This window comes from bacterium, from assembly GCA_019695335.1.
GTDB lineage: Bacteria > CLD3 > CLD3 > SB21 > SB21 > JABWBZ01.
In genome coordinates this window covers 1-17357 of record JAIBAF010000011.1, presented here as the reverse complement: position 1 = coordinate 17357, position 17357 = coordinate 1, and the positions used below count along the sequence as shown (strand labels likewise).

Below are 17357 nucleotides of genomic sequence, written 5' to 3'. Positions count from 1 at the left end.
GAGCATTAATGTGCTCCCAACAAGTTGTTAAAATTTTAAGGAGAATTTTATGAAACAAAGAGTTATAGCCATAACATATTTATTGTTGTGGACTGCATCAGTTTTTGCTGGTGAAGAAAAACGTGGTGAAGCAGGTTTTATGTTTCTTCACGTTCCATTGGGTGCTCGTGAGACCGCACTAGGAACAACCGGGCTTACCAATAGCAGCGGTGCAAGCGCTATTTATTGGAATCCGGCTAATGTATCGAGTGCAGACCGGGCAACTTTTACTTTTTCATATTTGAATCATTTTGCCGGTATTACATCGAACTACGCTGCAGTCAGTTTTCCTATGGGAGAAACAGGTGTGTTCGGTTTGAGTTTTAATTATTTAAGCTATGGGTCAATTGAAAAAACAAGTGAAACCAATCCGAACGGAGGTTTGGGAAATTACACACCATATGATTTAGCACTTGGATTTACTTATTCAAAGCAAATTACGGATCGTGTAAGCGGCGGTTTGACGGTGAAGTTTCTTAATTCAGCCATTGACCAAGTTTCAGCATCGGCTTTTGCGTTTGATTTTGGTTTCACCTACAATACTGGTTATCGAGGGCTTAAATTAGGCTTTGCTGCAACCAATATTGGCCCTCAATCAATATATAATGGTGATGGATTAGTGCGCAATACAACGGATCCTATTTCAGGCCAGCAATCCTTTCTAAAGTTTGGTTCTGAGCCGTTTGAGTTACCTGCGGCTGTCAATTTTGGCGCTAGTATGGAATTATATCGTAACGAACAAAATTCTATTACTGGTATTTTGGAACAAAATATAAATAGTTTTCAGGCTAACCGCACTAATTTCGGTGCCGAATACGGTTTTCAAAACATGTTTTTTGCACGTGTTGGCTATACGTCAACCCTAAAACGTAATCGCGATTATCGCACGAGCAAAGCCGCAACGGCTGGTTTGACTTTTGGCGGTGGGTTGGATTATAAATTTAATGATGATTTAGGTGTCACTTTCGATTATGGTTACATGGACGTGGGACAACTCGATGCAACTCATCGCTTTTCGGTGGGTATTAAGTTCTGATCCTTGGTTTAGGTTAGGTAAAAAAACCCGTTTCGATTTTTCGAAACGGGTTTTTTTATTAGAGTGTTATTGAATTCTAAGTTTTATTCGCATTGTCCATTACAGGATTTCATGACTTTAATATCGTCATAGTCGGCAATAGCGCGTGAACCGGTTCCATCGGCGTCAGTGCGGATAGCAATACCTACGACTTCGTCCGGCGGATATTCTCCAAAAACTTTTTTGTAATGTTCATAAATATTGATGGTCTCGGTTACCCATACATCTTTTTTTCCCATTCCGCTTTCAACTACGGTCATAGTGGCTTTACCCGTTCCTTCCCGGCGAAACGTATCGCATAATGGCACTTCATTGCTCCAAATATATTTAATGCTTTTTGGAATTCCGAAAAAAGAAACATAATAAGTAATATATAAGCCCGCTGCGCTGTCGCCTTTGCCTTTTAATTTTTCATTAGCGCCCTTTGGAAATTCCCGTATACGCCACCGCCAACTAAGACAGGGATATTTTTTGACATTCCATTTTTTTTCGCTGACAATAGTGATGGCCTGTCCGGTATCATCTGCATGCAGAAATTTATTTCCATTTTCCTCTGCGATGACATAAGGTACTTGACCCGCTGCCGCTTCGGATATTTTTTTTACTTTAAGGCCTTCGACCCAGCCCCAGCCCTGTGGAAATTGCCCTGTAGTTCCTTTTGAAAAGTCTTCGATCAAAATAACATCATTTTCTGGTATTGGCTCATAATTCGGGATGAGCGCAAAAATAATTGCCATAAGGATGTTGACAAATACAATAGACATAATACATCACGCCTTTCATTAATAACTACGATTTTTTAACGCCAGGAGGATCGATTATCGCCAGTTCGGAAATGGTTTTAATTGTGAAAAAGGCAAAATAAAAGAACAATGCAATGGCAACAACCAGTGCGATCAGGTCAAAAAACATAATGGTAAATGATCCGATGGTGACGCTGAAATTGTTGACAAAATAAAATACTGCGTTCACGCTCATATACAGAACTCTGATTTCTGTTGGGCCGATTTTTCCGTAAGAAATTTTAAAAACTCCGGTAACGTTGGTCGATAAGTAAACGTAAATGGACATCAACAAATATCCGATCAATGCTAGGAGGCCGTACGTAAAACCCACATACGGAGAGATTCCCAACCCAATGCAAATAGCTGTTGAACTAAAAGCATCTACCGCGTGATCGACGAAATAGCCGTATTTCGGACGTTCAATATGCCGGAAACGCGCAACGCTGCCGTCTAATGAATCGCCAAACCAATTGAGTATAAAACCAAAATTAGCCAGCCATAAAAAATTTTTTTCAAAATTGGACAAATAGTAACTTCCGGTAATAATTAATGTAGCCATGATGCCGATAACCGTCAATACATCCGGAGTGACCCATGCCGGCATACGTTCTGACAGCCACAACAATGCCGGACGTTCCAGCGGTCCGAGAAGGATATCGTTGACTCGTTCTTTGTCTTTTGTCTTTTCCATGACGCCGCTAACCTTTATGCGTAAGTTTAAAATGAACTAATTTTTTAATCTGAATTATTGAGGCAAGCCCCATGACTCCCATAAATATAATATTACCTCCCAACACCCAAAAAACAAGTGTTTTAACACCGAAAAGCGCAATGATGGAGATGTAAAATGTCCGGATATCACCTTTGAAAAAGGGACGAATTTTTTGAGCAAGTTTAGTCGAAGCTGTTTCCTGTCCCATCATCCTGAAAATGTCAGCCGCCAGAAATTGACGACTTTGATAGCCGGCTTTCCGCATGTTGGCTAACTCTTTAAAAGCGATTGCCAAAAATCCGCCAATACATAAAAATGCCGTTACTGGAAAAATAAAATTAAAGCCGGATTCAATATAACATTCGAATGTCAGGACGATGAATGGAATTCCGAAACGCAAGTCATCAACCAAAACGTCGAATTTAGCGCCGCCTTCTGATTCGTAATTCCGGATCCGTGCCGTTTCACCGTCACACCGATCCAACACACCTGCTGAAAACTGCCAGATAATTGCAAAAGCGATGATTGCCCAGTGAGCATTGATAAACAACAACAGTGACGCTAAAACATACAAAATCATTTGCGCAGCGCTCAAGGTGTTGGGAGCAACGCCCATACGTGCGAAAAAAAATGAAAGCGGCTTAGAAAATTTTGAATTGACAATTTTTGAAAATTCACCGCTCACATCTTTAAAAGCAATCTTCCAGAAAAAATTCTTGATATGATGGTCGCTGATACCAGGATAAACTCGCAACCACCAAGCGTCTTTAACGAATAGTAATTGAAGTATCTTCATAGAATGCAGCTTCTTTACCAATTCGTCCCACTCAGAATATTGTCCAGCAGATTTTAACGAAGCAGGCGATACTATCAGAACATCAGTACTAAAAACACCATCGCTTGCATAGTTTAAGTTCAGTTCATCCGTAACGGTATGACTCATTATCGGTTCAGTGAATTCAAGCGACTTTAATTTAGTAAAATCGAATCGACGCAATTTTTCGGGATGCTCAAAAACGACTTTGAATTTTTCAGTAAATGTTTCAGTAAAATGGATTTTGTGATTGTTAATACGAACATCTTTGTAACACACCAAGCCGCAATCGCTTTGCATGTGAACGGTTTGATTGAGAAATGTCGGATGCACTAAAATATCAGCATTAAACAATAGAAATCGCTGATTCCACTTTCCTGCAATATCTGCAATGATATGAGATAATCCATTATTGGATTCAAAGATAGAGTAGTCAAGAGTTAACCGGTGACGAACCGATCCGATTTGTTTTTCGATTCGATTTTTGTCAGAGCTATTACAAAGTATTGACACGCTTTTAATTCCAGACTTGGACATAGCAACCAGCGCGCGATTCAAAATGGTTTCACCGCCATATCGGGCATCGAATTGCGTGCCGTCAGAGGTTGCATTGTAAGCCAATATAATTGCGTGAGTGATCGGCTCAGCTGACATAAAGCGGGCTCCAACTTCAGTTTACAAAACGTGACGTATCATCACAGTGTTATTTATTTTTCACACTATGAAGGTTTAATAAATCGGATCCAGACGTACCGGTATAAATGAAAAATAAAAGTTACGATCATCCAGAGAGCGGCAAAATTAAAGCTTTCACGCGGATTTTGAGCTAAATAACCTATTGTAATAATTAGCATGATAATGGCGCGTCGGCATGCCACAAGATGGAATAATCGGTCAATTTGACGAATGTCATAGATATCACGCTTATATTTTGCTTTAAAAAAACCGTTAATCGATTTGTCGATCCAATATAAAGCCATCAAAGTCCATGCCGATTCTACGCTAGTATCCGAAAAATTTAATAATTGTCCGTTAGAAAAATGCCAGCCTAGCGTACCAAACCATAAAAAAATTGCCGGAGAACTGGTAGCATGTTCGATGATACCGGCCGTTTTACTAAGCCGAACTGTCAGACGGGCAAGTTTGCCATCGACTGAATCTAAAATAAACATTGACCAGCCGACAATAACGGCCCAACCGATTTCACCCAATGCAAATAGCGCAGGGATAGCAAAAGACGCGATGATACTAAGCGTTGTGACGAAATTAGGAGTGATAAAAGGATAAAGGCTCAGCCATCGTGTGATTTCACGGACCGGATATTTGTAAATGTAAGTCGCAATAAAATCCATTGTCCCTTTAAAATTGGCTTCGTACATCAAATTTTCAATTGCACGTAAATCGGAAGACGATTCAATTTTTACGAAATAGGGGACGCAATCTAGGCGCAGGTCTTCAATATAAGAATCAACATTTGTCGGAGTCATTTTAAAAAAAATATTTTTATTTTCAAGTTGCTGAACAGCGAGCTGCAACGACTGAAAATCATCAAGGCTGGGAATGATTGGCTGGAATGTACTTTTAGTCAATTTTAATGCGATCGGGGAATTTTCAGTGTGGGTTTTTAGAACAACATTACCATTCTTCTCAAAGGCAAAACGTAGTAATCGATCGTCGATAACAGATTGTACATCCATTAACCATACAAGTTCGGACGAGTTTTTCTGTAAATGTTCTTTTAAGTTTTGAAATGGTATGAACGTCAAATTCTTACGACGACTTAAGCGATCGTTTTCAAACGTAGAATCATTAACCACGATTATTTGATTAACTTTCAACTCATGGAATTGCCGAATCATTCTTTCAATCAGTGATAACCCATAAATACGGGCATCAATGGAATATTCATTTGGAACAAGCAGATATACGGTCATAGCAACTCTATTCAATGATTTTCCAATTTTTTTTAAGCGCTAAAAATTTTAGTTTTGGATCAGGAAATACGGCAATTGCTTCGCCTACTGAATCAAGAAGATAATGGTCAGAGTAATCATTGGCATAAGCAGCCGCATCTTGCAATTTCGTACCATGTTTATCGCAAAATGATTCCGCCAGGATTTTTTTATTAAGACCGTACGGATGAAGCCCGATAATCTTTCCATTGTATTTTCCATGGATGTTTTCCAATTCACAACAAATGACTTCAGTGATCTTAAAAAAATTAGCAATAGCGTTTACAAGCGGCCTGATCGAACCGCTTAAAAGAACTATTGTATAGCCTTCATTACGGCGTCTTTGCAAGTCATTGAGAATATCGTCGTGAAAATCTTTTTCTATAAATTTTTTAAAACATTCTGCCGCTAAATATTCAATTCTTTCCGATGGAAAATTCTTAAGATATCTTTTAAATTCTTTCCATTGTGCAGAAGAGACGGCTAATCGGGTTAAAAAAAATAACAATGCCGACCATGCAAATGTCCAAACTGAAATCGAATGGGTAGAGAACAAAAACCGTATAAATTTACGTTCAGTTGAAGAGCGTGTTAAAGTGCCATCGATATCAAAAAAAGCAATTTTCATGAATTGTTAGTAAATAAATGCCGTCCTTCTATCAGTACTGGTAATCCGCGAACAAGACTGACAACGGCGGTAAAGATTGAAAGTGCTGTTCCGGTCAAGGCTGCGTGAGGCGTGAGCCATGCCAGCTGGCCAAGATCCGCATTGTGAAGGACTTTCTCAGTAAAAATTGTCAAAAAAATCAGATAAGGAAATGTAATACCTTTAATGACTCCGTAAAATGCCCGCATAAAGCGTCCGGAAACTAAGAATTTTCCAAGATGCGTAACCATCATAGTGTTCTCGCCAAATGCTGTTTTACCTTTGGTCAAAGCTTGGCTTCTCATCGCATCTGTAATGAAACCTCTCGACATCATAAAAATCGGAATCCACATAGGTATAATATCTAAATCGGCAAAGACAATCCAAAAAACATTTTCAACGATGCGGTCGCCGGTAATGTCGAGCACGCCTCCAAATTGCGACGTCTCGTTACGTTTCCGTGCAACGTAACCATCAAGCGCATCTAAGATAATGATTACAATGGCCATAAAAAAGGCGGCAATTCTTAGGGCAACATCATGCGAATAAATCATCCATACCAGCACATACATTAAAATAATGCGGCCGATAGTGATGCAATTGGCGAGGTTGAGAATATTCATAATGATGATGGAGTAGAGTGAGGAGCTTCTTGTTTAATATATTTACTGGCAATACCTTTACCAACTATATATAAAATGAAAAACGAAATGAGTTGCCCCCAAGCGATGCCGTTTTCTTTAAAGAGCAATATCAACGCAAATGTACTGATTATGCCGACTAATCCGCCAATCGTATCACGAAGGAGTGATTCTGTCGGCTTACCAAAAACTGAAATTACAATCATTTGTAGTCCGCCGAGGGCATGGAATACATATGAAAAATAAAAAACCGCAAGAATAAACCAGCTATCGGCATACTTTGGTCCACCCATAATTTTCATAATCCATGGACTCAGAAGGGTCAAAATAATCGGAACAGGTATAGTAAACCATAAGAACGTTCTGATAAATTCTTGCCGGTGTTCGATATTTTTTGATTTTGAAAGTTTGATCGTTAACGGATCAGTAAAAGCCTGATTATAATTTTTTACAAAAGTAGAATACTTCTTAGCAACTTTAAAGTTGGCTAATTGGTCCAAAGGCAGCATAGCCGGTATCAATAAATGTTCAGCCTGAACAAAACCAATACGTACGAATTTTCGTAAGTAAAAAGGAAAATATTCTTTGAGAATTTTTCGCGTTTTAGTAAAATGAATTTGTTTCCATTTAAAATAAGGCAGTAATTCTCTTAAAACGTATATACGCAGAAGTACCATCAATGAAATTCCAATTAGAATGCCTGTAAAATAATGATTAATTCCGAATAACAAGTAGAAGATAACAGCCAAAAAACTTTCTAAAAAACCAGCCATTGATTCTAAAAAAGCATCCGTACCAAATTTTTGTTCGACAGCAAAGACAGACGAAGAGATACTTTCTAAATTTGTTATTATGAGATGAGCCGTAGCCATTATTATAATAAACCATATGCTCATCTCTGGAAATGTCACCTCCAGATCATTTTTGAATATAATGGTTACAACAAAAAATAAAGCCCCAACTCCAAACGCAGATAAAATTCGAATCAGCGTAGAAGGAGCAACGATCTCATTGATTGCGCGTTCGCGTTCGCCTGAATAGTACAATGTCGGCGCTTCTCTCACAATTCGATAATGCAAACCTAAATCGGTAACGACCTTGGACAAGCTTACAGCCGTTTCATATAAAGCAATGAGTGCAAAAATAGATTTAGGAAGTTCATATGCAAAAAAAACCGTAAACAAAATCGAAAAAGCGGAAACGGCTCCGCGGCCTAATAAGATTCGAAAAGATTTTTTTGCAAGGCTACTCAAAATGCTCCGCGGTTTTATTTAAATCCGAAAGTGATCGAAAATTTCCAATCCATAAAGCAGTCACTGTCTTTGGTAGCCATACGATAATCTTCCCGCACGTAGTCGTCCGCTTCATAATGCATTTTTTTAATGATATCAATGTTCTCTTGCGGTATGCCAGAATTGTCCAGCCAATTATTGAGACTGCAGTTTGGCATGATAATGGTCTTTGTGGTTATATCCTGAAAACCGGCATACACCAGAATATTGATCAGGTCAACTTCCGTGAGTGTGTACCGATCTTCTTTATAGCGAAACATCTCAGTGTACCATTTAATAGTGCGTTGAGACGGAGGATTGCCTTCGCACAAGATAAAACAGCCGCCTTTTTTTAAAATACGCTTGACTTCCGATGCAGCTTTCTGAAGGTTATTGATATGATGAAATACCATGCGGGCTGTCACCAAATCAAAATAATCGGAAGGAATTTCTTTCAAATCTTCGGCGTTGGAAACTTTGAGTGTATAAGATTCTTTATTTTCGACTTTTTCAAGCATGGCCTGACTGTAATCGACTCCCCAACATTCTGCCGCCGGATTCATATTCTTAATAGCTTTGAGCACCTTTCCTGTACCGGTTCCCAAATCCAGTATTTTTCCCGGCGAAATTTGTTTAGCAATTTGAACAATACCGCTCATAAGAACATCACGGTTGACCCAATCCAGATTATTGTATTTTTTTGCGCGTTGGGTCCAGTCGACATGGATTTGGATGATTTTTGAGAGTAAAGGAGAGTTTTTGGCTAATTCATTAATGGAATTCTGACTCCGTAATTCCATCCAACCTTTTTTAATAATGTGTGTAATGATCTTTTCACCGTCATGCGACATAGAGTTGAGCAAGTCACCAACTGAAGATTTTTCAGAAATACGACTCCGGACATATTTCAATTTATTTTGCCGGATAAGTAGTAATCCTGTAAATACAAAAAAGGAATCCGGTTCGGCGCTGACCCTGTTGATTAAACCGTTTTCGATCACAACTTTCTCATTAAATGCACTCTGGTCATCAATCATACAACAAGCCGTAAAATCTTCACGTGATTTCATTAGTTCTTTGATGATCTGTGATTCAAAAAGTGTGTCTCCGTATACTACAAGAATATCGTCATCCGCAGTGCTTAATGCATCGATAATTATTGCAAGAGAAAAAGCACTTCCGGTTTGTTGCCATTGGGGGTTCGTATGCACGTGGATATCGCTTCTTGCAAAGCTTTCTGCTGCATGTCCTAAGACAATATGGATATCTTCAATTCCGCTGTTTCGAAGAATCGAAACCTGAATGTCTATAAGCTTGTGTTCAAGAATATCGATGTCAAAAACCGGTTGATCTGAAAAAACCGGCTTATTGGCGCTAAGAATAATTGCTTTCATTTTGGATCAATGTTGTTATTGTAGGAATTTATTAATTGTAAATTAGGATCCAGGGAACGTTTCTTTTTTAAAGTAATTTGTTTTCCATCTTTGAATGATAAGAATAGAAGACGCGAGAGATGAAAAAGCCATCCTAACATTGACCAGAATAAACAGGCGATTAAACCTGTTTCCAGATTGCCTACGAACATAAAAGTCGTTAGGATAAACACATTGATATTTCGTCTTGCAACGATGTACGATATGCGAATATCCATGGGAGTGTATGAGTACAAAGATTTTCCATAAGTACGTTGAAATGACAAAACGGTCATCCGGTGCATCCAGAATAAGATGAACATAAATGCTCCGGCTATGGCAAAAGGTGAATCAATGTTCTGTTCAGCCAAACTCCAGCCTACAGCAAAATACCATAATGATGTAGACCAATAACTAACACGGTGTTCAATCCAGCCAAATTGGTCGGAAAGGCGAATCGTCACGCGAGCCAGTTTACCATCGCATGAATCAAGAATAATCATGATCCATTCCAAAACTAATCCTGCAACAATCCATCCCATGAAAAAAACAGGAACAACAAGCACTTGGATCGCGATAATGGCCAGCGTCAGCATATTCGGTGTTATTAAAGTTTTGCTAAGCGGCCTGACCAGAATCCATGTAAAACATTTATCAATTAAAATAGCGACGAAGTCAAGTACCACTTTTGATTGCGACTTATGTACGTATCGTTCTAAAGCTTTCAACTCGTCGTTGTTCGTCACGTGCTGTAATACGGGGACAGTGTCGCTTTTTAAAGTGTTATCGTAAGTATTGTAATCCAATATAGAGCGGGTAGTGATAGAAGAAAAAGCGGTATCAATTATCTTCAACCATTCGGATATATTTGTTAAATTATTTTTTACTGATTCAAATTCGCTTGATGAAAGCTTGACTAAAAGTGGGGAGGCTTTACTGCCGTTCGTAATTCGCAAACTTCCGGTATGAGGCACTACGTCTTTCAATAAACGATTATCATATTCAGCATGTCCTTCCATGAGTAGAACTGCTTTGTAAGGAATCAATGTCTGCATTCTGAGCTGGTCATAAGTGATGGACTGAACTTCGATTGGAAAACGTGGTTTAAAGTCATTGCGCAATGGCAGACGGACATTGGATGACAATATTAATAAAGCGTGACGAATACCCAAATCAGAGAGGCGTCTTAAAATTCTTTCACAAAATGAAACTCCCCAGATTTTCTTAAAACTATATTCGTTCGAACAATTGATAATGGCAATAGTATTGGCCTCCATCTTTTCACCTTTCGGTTTTGGATAAAGATTTTAAGATTTCTGTTTTTTTACTGTAGTCGTCAGCCAGATAAGCCTTAATATGTGCCAAAGCCAAGTCAGAACCACCCACAATACAATTATAAAAAATGATTCACATGCAAAGCCCATGGCCGATCCCACTATCATAAGGAAAATATCATTGCGGCGTGCCGTAAAGAGATGGATGCGTCGATCGAGCGGTGAAAAATCCAACAATGATTTACCGAACCAGTAGTTGCAAAAATTTAAATTAAATTTATCTAGAATCGGAAAAAATGTCAACGCCATCCCTGCTATTCCGGTTATACTGTCCCATTGACCCATCGAAAAGTACCATCCCATTCCGGAATACCATCCTATTCGAGTCGGTAAGCTGGTTAAATGATCAACACGGTCGGCAACATGGCTCAATCTAAAAGTTAACCGAGCAAGTTTTCCGTCAAGCGAATCCAGTACAATAAAAGATGCGGCCAAAATCAAGCCGGCCCACAAATAACCGAGCCAGAAGCATGGAATGGCAGCAAAAGAACATAGTACAGCCAATCCTGTAATATGGTTAGGAGTAATACTCGTTCGTGCTACCCAACGTGTCATTTCACGCACCGGTAACCGGTAACCGTAAATTGCTATGAATTCCATCGCGCCTTTGAATGTATTTTCATAAAGAAGATTTTCAATTTGCTTGATCGACGTTTGCGCGTTTATACGGATCAAAACCGGAGGAACCGAACGACGCAAAAAACGGATATATGAGGATAATGTCGATAGTTCCAAAGCTTTAAGATGTCCGCGAAGGTGCGATGATGAAAAGCTCGTCGGGTTTTTTGATGCCAAGGATTTAAAATTGGAAATATCTGAGCGAAATGCCAATGGAATATCAGATCGGTCATCGGTTATAACTTGGGCGGTTTCTGTTTGTATCAAAGCTTCGAAAACGCGGTGATCGTATATAGCATTACTTTCAACCCATAGTATTGTTTCATTGTCTATATGAGAATTTAACGCATCCCATGGTATTTCGATGTTCTCTACAGTATCGATCGTAGCGTTAAAATGTTTTTTAAAATCGTTTCGCAAAAAATGCTTTTCAGCGTGAGGCGCAATCAAAATAATAACATGGGGTTGATCACGAAGGATGCAGAGTTGGCGAATAATGCGCTCGACCAATGAAATACTGAAAATTTTCTTGAAACTATCCGGCGAACGGGCATCAACAATAATGTTCATGATTCTGATCTTTAAGTGCGTGTAAATAAGTTTTTTCAAAATTCTTAATCATCATGAAGAGCGAAAAATTTTTTTCAACGTGCCGTCTGGCGTTTTGCTGAATTTCTCTTTTTTGGCATTCAGAAAAATGAGTAGCTTGCATGATCATAGCAGCTAGATGAGCGGCATCGTTAGTTTTAAAGCGAAAGCCATTATAATTATTAATGACAACATGATTATCATCGGCCGACTCGGCCGTAAAAACAATTCCTCCACATGCCATGGATTCCAAAATCACATTGGGTAATCCTTCAGACCATGACGATAAGACCATAAAATCAGCAATATGATAATAATCATTCACAGCTTCGACCGGTCCTGAATAATGCACAACTTTCTGTAAATTGTTCTCTAAGATATAGGCATTCATTTCATCATAGGTTTGTTGTTCGGATATCGGGCCCACACATATATACTGCAAATTGTCCATTCCAAATTCTTGAGTCATTATTTTAATAGACTTGAGTGTACAAAGCAGGTTTTTTACAGGGTGGATTCGTCCAATGGATAATACAATCGTTTTTTCTGTATCAAACCCCATTTTTCTTTGTAATTGTTTTTTTGAGCACTGATCAATCAATTTGAATCTCTCAAGATCAATGCCGTTGTATATCACCTTAATGCTTGAAGATTGTACATGTGCTCGTGATTGAAGTTCTAATTTTGTTGCAATAGAATTGGTGATTAAAAGGTGATGTTTTAGCCGAAAAAGAAATTCGGTCAATATATATTTAAATTTTAAATTTGAACTCACGAGAGTACCAATCATCGGCGGGCTATCATAAAATAAAGATGCTACATAAATAAGCCAATTGGTCCGGCGATTGAAGGCATGAATTAGATCCGGTTTTTCCTTTTTAATAATTTTAATTAACGTTTTGATTCTGTGGATGGTTCCAGTACTCCCTTCGGCTAGAAAAAAAACCATTTCGTTTTCTAACATCGCAGTGTAATGCAACAAATCCCGCCGTTGCAGGATAAGAATCGGTTCAAAATAATTGCGATCGAGACCGTTTAATATATATAGCAAATGCCTTGATGTACCACTTTGTCCCAAGGCTCGATGAACAAAGGCTATTTTAATTTTTTTTTGTCGCATTCCTGAAAAAACGTATGGTCATTTCTAAGCCTTGTTCAAGAGAATATTGGGGCTGGAATTTTAATTGATTTTTGATGGCCGAGATATCGCTTTCACTATACACAATGTCGCCAATTCTCGCGGATGAATGGATGATCGTGGACCGGCTTCGAGTCAGTTCTTTGATCATTTCCGCCAATTGTTTAATTGAAGTTGAGTAACCGGAAGCGACATTAAAAATACCAGTAACATTGCTCAGTGAGGTATCGATGTTTGCTTGTACGATATCCTTTACAAAAACAAAGTCGCGGTTTTGTTCACCGGAACCATGGATGATCAGATCATTACCGTGGAGAGCATTATTGATAAAAAAAGGAATGACCGCTGCGTAAGTGCCATTGGGATTTTGCCGTGGTCCGTAGACATTGAAATATCGAAGAGAAACGGTTTGCAAACCAAATGTTTCGTAATAGAAATTCATTAAATGTTCCCCATTTAGCTTTGTAAAAGCATAAGGGTTTTTAGGAATTGGAAGCGTAGTTTCTTTTTTGGGCGATTCAGGATTATCGCCGTATATCGCGCATGAACTGCTGAAAACAATTTTTTTAACGCCTTGATGCCTTGCAGCCTCAAGGATTTGTAAAGTTCCTATTGTATTCAATTCGATGCATTCTTTTGGTTTTTCAATCGATTCGGGAACCGAAACCATGGCTGCAAGATGGTAGATATAATCTGCATTTTCAAAAACGCGCATCAAGACGTCATATTCCATTATCGAAGCTTTATGAATGACTACATGGGTAAAACTAGAAAGGTTTTCAACAAACCCTGTGCGGAGGTTGTCAACTACATGTACTTCAGCTCCTTTTTCATTCCAGTATTCAGCAATGTGACTGCCAATAAAACCGGCCCCGCCGGTAATTACAATTTTGTTCATTATTTTTATTTAATGATTTGTATCGGTGCGCAAGGTAAAACGCCGATACGCGCTTTAGGTTTTTGGGTTGCCAGCCATTGTTTAATTTCATCCCAATCTCGAATGAGCCGCCCGTTGGGATATTTAGTTTCAAAACTTTCCTGAGGATAAAATTGAGAATAAACCCAAGGATCGTTCGTGGAGTGGTCTTGGGGCGTGCGTTTTTTCTTTTTCGGTTTTTGTTGATACCATTGGTAGTCTAATTTCACCGGCAAGAGAAATTTAACCACAAATAGGCGTCGCGCACCGGCAAATAGTGATAATAAGCCATACGAGTGTAGAAAAATATTAAAAGCTTTAAAAACAGCCAGAATCCATTTAACCGGTTTTGAACGTTTACGAATATTTTTCCATCCGTGGTAGTCAATACCATCACGAGTGGCATTGATGTATATGAAATGGGCGTCGGGAAATGCTTTACGTACCCATTTGTTTTTATCGGATTGAACAGGATCGGAGTCAAGGGGATAGCTGTTGACGATCACGACATCGTACGATTTTCTTTTTTCTGAATCGATTGTACGGGAATAGATCTTACTGGCATATTCCCGTGCTTCCGCAAATGCTCTGTAAACATCACCGGAAATTACGCGAGCTACTTGGCGGTGAGCATTGACCATTACGTTATAACTGAAAATAGGGGGTAATAACTTAGCAAACTCTTCGGAAGCTTTTCGCATATCCCATTCTGAACTATCAAATTTTCCGCGCCCCCTTTTTTTGAGGAATCCATGCATATGTGAAATGCTTTGAATGCCAGCGACTCCGGGTAAAAAAAGTTTGGCACCACCCCCGTAGCCGTGGCAAGAATGAGGAATTACGCTGCCGATTCCGATCAACAAATCCGCGTCAGCCACTTCAGCATTGACGTAGGCAGGCATTCCATTCGCCAACTGACCTAGGAAAGCTGTCGGGGAATTAAAAGCGTCGTGCGATCCTGTCTTATAATTTTCAACAGCTTCATGTCCTAATTTCATTTTCAATTCAGGCGTAGTAAGTGGGCGATGCGACCCTGTAGCAATGATAAAACTGATTGCACCTTTTGAAATAACACTTGAATGGATAATCTTGAGAATGCCGGGTATAACTTTATAAGCCGGAGTAGGGCGACCAAGGTCGTCCACAACAAAGACAATTTTCTGAACAGCGTGACAGGCTTTTAAAAGCACATCGCGTGAAGCCGCTATTTGGGCCAAAATCTCAGCATCGGTCAAAGCCGGTGCGTCAGTTGGTGAAAGCATTTCTACCAAACAACCTTCCGGTATTTCGAAAGATTGGATCTGGTCTTCATACCACGCTGATGTGGGTACTGAAAAAACAGGCATAAAAATAGTTAAGATAATGTTTTTTGGGCCATAGTATAATCTTCAGGGACGCCAATATCTATAAAATAATTATCAAATGGAAGTCCGAAACAGTTCAATTGACGATAATGTCGTTCCATGAAATCTTTTTCAAATGAAAATCGAGCAGGAGTTTGGGTTTGTTCAAAAATTGCAGTATCAATCAAATAAATTCCACCGTTAATCATGCCGGATTCGATTTCTTTTTTTTCATTGAAAGCTGTAATGCGTCCTTGCATATCAGTTTCAACCGTTCCATACCTATAAACAGGTTGTATTTGCTTCAACGCAATGGTTAAGGATGACTTGTTGGAGTAATGAAACTTAAAAAGATCTTTAAGGTCAACATCAAAAAAAGTGTCTCCATTCAAAATAAAAGAACTTGTTCCATTGATCAGATCCATCGATTTTTTTATAGCACCACCAGTTCCTAAAGGCTCTTTTTCGATTTCATATACTAATGAAAGGTCGTTGTAATGATTGCCAAAATGATCTTGAATAATGTTGTATTTGTATCCTACCGATAGGATAACTTTTTCAATTTGTTGCCGGATCAGATAATTTAATACGTATTCTAAAAACGGCTTACCATTGATCGGTGCCATGGGTTTAGGCAAATCAGGAAGGACAGATTGCAAGCGCGTTCCCATTCCACCGGCTAAAATAATAGCTTCCCGGATCATGATTTTCCGAAAAGATTTTTTTCTACTAATTCACAAATAATGTGACCCACCAAGATGTGCGATTCTTGAATACGCGGAGTATCGTCAGAAGGAACGTTAATCAAATAATGGCATAGATCTTTCATTTTTCCACCTTTTTCCCCGGTAAAACCTACGGTAACCATGCCGATATTTTTCGCTGCTTCAATGGCTTTGACCACGTTTTTTGAATTGCCTGACGTAGAAATACCGATCAAAACATCACCCTTTCGCCCAAATCCTTCAGTCAATCTTGAAAAGATATCATCGTACGAGTAATCGTTGGCAACGGCAGTCAGATATGAAGTATTTACGTGCAGTGCCTCTGCAAATAACGATCGGCGATCTAAATAAAAACGTCCGGATAGTTCTGCTGCCAGATGTTGCGCATCGGCCGCACTACCGCCGTTACCGCAAAAAAGTACTTTCTTTTCCTGGCGATATGCTGAGACAATCTCGTCGACTACCTGTTGTATCATTTGTAAAAGCCTGTCACTATTGAGTAATTTCTGTTTTACATCAATCGAATTTTGAATTAATGTTTGGATAGAATTCATCCCACTCTCCATGTCGTGATGCCGTTCTCAGTGAATTGGTACCGGCGAAATTCGCCGCCGAATTTTTTGAGTGATTCAATTACTTGGTACCGGGAATTATTGGGACAATAAAACATCATGAATCCGCCGCCACCGGCGCCGGAAATCTTACCGCCAGTTGCACCTGAATGAATAGCAGATTCATATATTTCATCTAAAACGTTATTAGTAATTTCATCCGCCATTTGTTTTTTATATTGCCATCCGAAATCGAGAATTTCGCCGATTTTTTGAATTTGACCTTTTAAAATGGCTTCTTTCATCATGATGGCTTGCTCACGCAGTTTATGCATGGCTTCGATAGATTTCCCTTTTTTTGTAGTAACATTTTCTCTTTGAGATTCAATAATTTTATGCGAGAGCCGGCTCGTTCCGGTATAATATAAAAGTAAATTGAGTTCGAGCTCATTGATATATTCCTGTTTGACACGCAGCGGGTTAACAATCACTTTATCAGCTGCATAAAACTCCATGAAATTAAAACCTCCGAACGTGGCAGCATATTGGTCCTGTTTCCCTCCGGCCATTGCCAGGTCCTTGCGTTCAATCTCGAAAGCAAGATGAGCCATGTCATATTCGCCTAGCGGCAAGCGTAACCACTCCGCAAAGGCCCCAAGTATAGCTACAACCAATGTCGATGACGTTCCGAGCCCCGATCCGGCGGGCGCGTCGACATAGGTTGACAAAGTAAAAGAAAGTTTTTCTTTCGAATAATCCTTTACAACACGATTGTATATTCCCTTAAAAAGATCACA

General features: G+C 39.2%; 17 protein-coding genes. 1 reads left to right on the top strand and 16 read right to left on the bottom strand.

What is annotated here, in order from left to right:
- Positions 1-49: 49 nt before the first annotated feature.
- The gene (locus K1X84_04345) at positions 50-1075 is read left to right on the top strand and encodes a PorV/PorQ family protein (protein MBX7150844.1); all 1026 of its coding nucleotides are present in this window, start codon (positions 50-52) and stop codon (positions 1073-1075) included.
- Between the two features lie 83 nt (positions 1076-1158).
- Here the strand turns inward: K1X84_04345 and K1X84_04340 are convergent, their stop codons facing one another.
- From K1X84_04340 to K1X84_04265, 16 genes are all read right to left on the bottom strand, one after another.
- Complete coding sequence (locus tag K1X84_04340) at positions 1159-1878, bottom strand: DUF3047 domain-containing protein (GenBank protein ID MBX7150843.1); 720 nt, start codon at positions 1876-1878, stop codon at positions 1159-1161.
- A 25-nt stretch (positions 1879-1903) separates the two neighbouring features.
- A complete protein-coding gene (locus K1X84_04335; protein MBX7150842.1) occupies positions 1904-2590 on the bottom strand; it encodes a CDP-alcohol phosphatidyltransferase family protein in 687 nt (228 codons plus the stop codon).
- A gap of 7 nt (positions 2591-2597) precedes the next feature.
- Positions 2598-4079 (bottom strand): CDP-alcohol phosphatidyltransferase family protein, encoded by a 1482-nt coding sequence (locus tag K1X84_04330; GenBank protein MBX7150841.1) that lies wholly within the window; start codon positions 4077-4079, stop codon positions 2598-2600.
- Positions 4080-4144: 65 nt separating this feature from the next.
- Complete coding sequence (locus K1X84_04325) at positions 4145-5359, bottom strand: hypothetical protein (protein MBX7150840.1); 1215 nt, start codon at positions 5357-5359, stop codon at positions 4145-4147.
- Positions 5360-5366: 7 nt separating this feature from the next.
- Positions 5367-6005, bottom strand: a complete 639-nt coding sequence (locus tag K1X84_04320) for an HAD-IB family hydrolase (protein ID MBX7150839.1) — start codon at positions 6003-6005, stop codon at positions 5367-5369.
- On the bottom strand, positions 6002-6646 hold the full coding sequence (locus K1X84_04315) for a CDP-alcohol phosphatidyltransferase family protein (GenBank protein ID MBX7150838.1): 645 nt from the start codon (positions 6644-6646) through the stop codon (positions 6002-6004). The genes K1X84_04320 and K1X84_04315 overlap by 4 nt, the downstream gene beginning before the upstream one ends.
- The gene (locus K1X84_04310) at positions 6643-7848 is read right to left on the bottom strand and encodes a hypothetical protein (GenBank protein ID MBX7150837.1); all 1206 of its coding nucleotides are present in this window, start codon (positions 7846-7848) and stop codon (positions 6643-6645) included. The genes K1X84_04315 and K1X84_04310 overlap by 4 nt, the downstream gene beginning before the upstream one ends.
- An 83-nt stretch (positions 7849-7931) precedes the next feature.
- Entirely contained in the window at positions 7932-9329 is a 1398-nt protein-coding gene (locus K1X84_04305) for a methyltransferase domain-containing protein (GenBank protein MBX7150836.1), read from the bottom strand.
- Positions 9326-10624 carry a CDP-alcohol phosphatidyltransferase family protein gene (locus K1X84_04300; protein MBX7150835.1) on the bottom strand — a complete coding sequence of 433 codons (1299 nt, stop codon included), beginning with the start codon at positions 10622-10624 and terminating at the stop codon, positions 9326-9328. The genes K1X84_04305 and K1X84_04300 overlap by 4 nt, the downstream gene beginning before the upstream one ends.
- Positions 10625-10654: 30 nt before the next feature.
- Entirely contained in the window at positions 10655-11869 is a 1215-nt protein-coding gene (locus K1X84_04295; GenBank protein MBX7150834.1) for a CDP-alcohol phosphatidyltransferase family protein, read from the bottom strand.
- A complete protein-coding gene (locus tag K1X84_04290; protein MBX7150833.1) occupies positions 11853-13007 on the bottom strand; it encodes a glycosyltransferase family 4 protein in 1155 nt (384 codons plus the stop codon). Before K1X84_04290 ends, K1X84_04295 begins: the two co-directional genes overlap by 17 nt.
- The gene (locus K1X84_04285) at positions 12988-13923 is read right to left on the bottom strand and encodes an NAD-dependent epimerase/dehydratase family protein (protein MBX7150832.1); all 936 of its coding nucleotides are present in this window, start codon (positions 13921-13923) and stop codon (positions 12988-12990) included. The genes K1X84_04290 and K1X84_04285 overlap by 20 nt, the downstream gene beginning before the upstream one ends.
- Positions 13924-13928: 5 nt before the next feature.
- Positions 13929-15287 (bottom strand): lactate racemase domain-containing protein, encoded by a 1359-nt coding sequence (locus tag K1X84_04280; protein ID MBX7150831.1) that lies wholly within the window; start codon positions 15285-15287, stop codon positions 13929-13931.
- A gap of 8 nt (positions 15288-15295) precedes the next feature.
- Complete coding sequence (locus tag K1X84_04275; protein MBX7150830.1) at positions 15296-15988, bottom strand: nucleotidyltransferase family protein; 693 nt, start codon at positions 15986-15988, stop codon at positions 15296-15298.
- Positions 15985-16575: a D-sedoheptulose 7-phosphate isomerase gene (locus K1X84_04270; protein ID MBX7150829.1), complete on the bottom strand. Its 591-nt coding sequence runs from the start codon at positions 16573-16575 to the stop codon at positions 15985-15987. The genes K1X84_04275 and K1X84_04270 overlap by 4 nt, the downstream gene beginning before the upstream one ends.
- The coding region (locus tag K1X84_04265) for a dehydrogenase (GenBank protein MBX7150828.1) at positions 16560-17357 on the bottom strand (798 nt) is incomplete at its 5' end. The genes K1X84_04265 and K1X84_04270, both read right to left, overlap by 16 nt.